This window comes from Streptomyces sp. SID5785 (genome assembly GCF_009870065.1).
In the GTDB taxonomy this organism is placed as follows: Bacteria; Actinomycetota; Actinomycetes; order Streptomycetales; family Streptomycetaceae; genus Streptomyces.
This window is the reverse complement of the sequence record NZ_WWIA01001022.1, coordinates 1-2,286: the sequence shown is the minus strand read 5'-3', so window position 1 is coordinate 2,286 and position 2,286 is coordinate 1. Positions and strand designations below refer to the sequence as shown.

The following is a 2,286-nucleotide window of genomic DNA, read 5'->3' as shown; positions in this document are numbered from 1 at the left end:
CCGGCCGCCGCGAGCGCCGGGTCGCCCCCGCGCTGGGGCACCGGCTGGCACACGTACGTGCAGGCGCCCGCCTCACGTACGGTGCGCCCCGTCCGTGTCCTCGCCTCCACGGGTGATGTCACGCGCCCGGAGGCCCTGCTCGCGCGGGGCGGAGCCTCGGCCGTGCTGCGGCGGCCGCAGCCCGAGGCCGCGCCCCGCTGGCCCGAGGGGACCACCGCCGAAGCCTCCTCCACGCACGCGGGCAACAACGGCAGCGACGGGCAGCCCCGCACCTACGACGCGTCGCACGCCGTCGACGGCGATCCGGACACGTTCTGGAACGACGACACCGAGGGCGCCTTCCCGGACGTGCTCACGATCACCCTTCCCGAGGCACGCAGCCTCTCCGGCATCACGCTGGTGTCCAACAGTGACGGCGTGCCCAGCGACTTCACCGTCGATGTCTGGAGCGGCGATGCGTGGGAGCGCGCCGCCACACGGTCCGACAACGATGTCGTGCAGTGTCCGGTCCCGTTCGACCGCGCCCTGACCGGCTCCAAGGTCCGCATCACGGTGACCGGGGTCCAGGACAACCACCAAGGCGCCTTCACCCGGGTGAACGAGGTGTGGCCGGAGGCCGTCGAAGCCGTCGAACCGCCCAGCGTCACCGTCGACTTCGGCAAGGTCGTCGTCGGATACCCGCGCATCCGCTTCAGCGGGGCGTCGGACAACCGGCCCGGGGTGCGCGTCGCCTTCTCCGAGACGCGCGAGTTCCTCACGGACCGGAGCGACTTCACGCGCAACGACCAGGCCGGTGGGGCGAGTCGCGGCACGGACCAGTTCGCGGTGCCCACCCGCGGCGCCGACTGGCGGGACGAGAAGGGCTTCCAGTCCGGCGACAAGGTCTACGCGGACGGGCTGCACGGCTTCCGGTATCTCAAGATCACGCTGGACGCCCTGCCGTCGGACGCCCCCGCCGCCCAGCCCTGGGGTCGTGTCGACGTCGACTCCGTGAGCCTGGAGTTCACCGCCTACCTGGGGACACCGGGCAGCTACCGCGGCTGGTTCCTGTCCTCCGACGACGATCTCAACCGGTACTGGTACGGCGCCTCGTACACCAACGAGCTGGTGACGGACACCTTCCGCCGCGACGACGTCGATCCGCGCAACGCATGGAGCGCCTCCCTGGAGGGCCGGCTGGTCCTGCACGACGGACCCAAGCGCGACCGCGACCCGTACGTCGGCGACCTGGCGGTCTCGGCCCGCACCCTCTACCTCACGCACCCCGACGCCGCGGACGCCGCCCGCAACGTCCTCGCCGACCTTGCCGACCACCAGCGCGCCGACGGGTGGATCCCTCCGGCCTCCATCAACAACTACACGCTCCCGCTGTTCGACTACCCGCTGTGGTGGGTGACGTGCAGCTGGGACTACGTCCTCTACACCGGCGACCGGGCCTACGCGACGCGCTACTACCCGCACCTGGTGAAGGTCCTCGACACCTGGTACCCCAGCGTGACCGACGAGGCCGGGCTGCTGAGCAAGGGACTGAACGACACCGGCGGATATGGTGACTACGCGTTCCTGAACCGCACGGGACGCATCACGTACTACAACGTCAACTACGTCCAGGCGCTCGGTGACGCGGCACGCCTCGCCCGGTTCATCGGGCACGACGGTGACGCCGACCGCTGGGACGAGCGGGCCGCGCAGGTCGCCGACGCGGTCAACGCCCATCTGTGGGACGAGGAGGCGGGCGCGTACCTCGACTCCTCGACCGGGCCCGTGCGCCACGCGCAGGACGGCAACGCCATCGCCGTCACGGCGAAGGTCGCGGACGCCCGGCGCGCCGCGTCGGCCCTCGCCCATCTCGACGCGACCACGCGGCAGCCGTACGGCAACGCGTTCATGGACAACGACACGATCTTCGACGGCGCCTCGGAGCGGGTGTACGCGTTCACGTCGTACCCGGAGATCGTCGCCCGGTTCGACACGGGCCGCGCGGACTCCGCGCTCGACCAGATCCGGCGCACGTACGGCTGGATGGACCGCCACGATCCGCAGATCACCCACTGGGAGGGCATCGGCCCGGGCGGCTCCCTGTACGAGGGTGCGTACACGAGCATGGCGCACGGCTGGTCGACCGGTGTGCTTCCGGCTCTCACCCACCAGCTGCTCGGCGCGCTGCCGCTCTCGCCCGGATACGCGACCTGGCAGGTACGGCCGAACGCCGGTGACGTGCACTGGGCTCAGGGCGAACTCCCCACACCCCATGGCGTCCTGGGGGTCCTGTGGGAGCAGTCCGGC

The 2,286-nt window shown here is 71.3% G+C and carries 1 protein-coding gene; it reads left to right on the top strand.

Annotated features, from left to right (window positions below; translation table 11 throughout):
• On the top strand, positions 1–2,286 hold a 2,286-nt coding region (locus GTW43_RS33180), incomplete at both ends, for a discoidin domain-containing protein (RefSeq protein ID WP_161305693.1).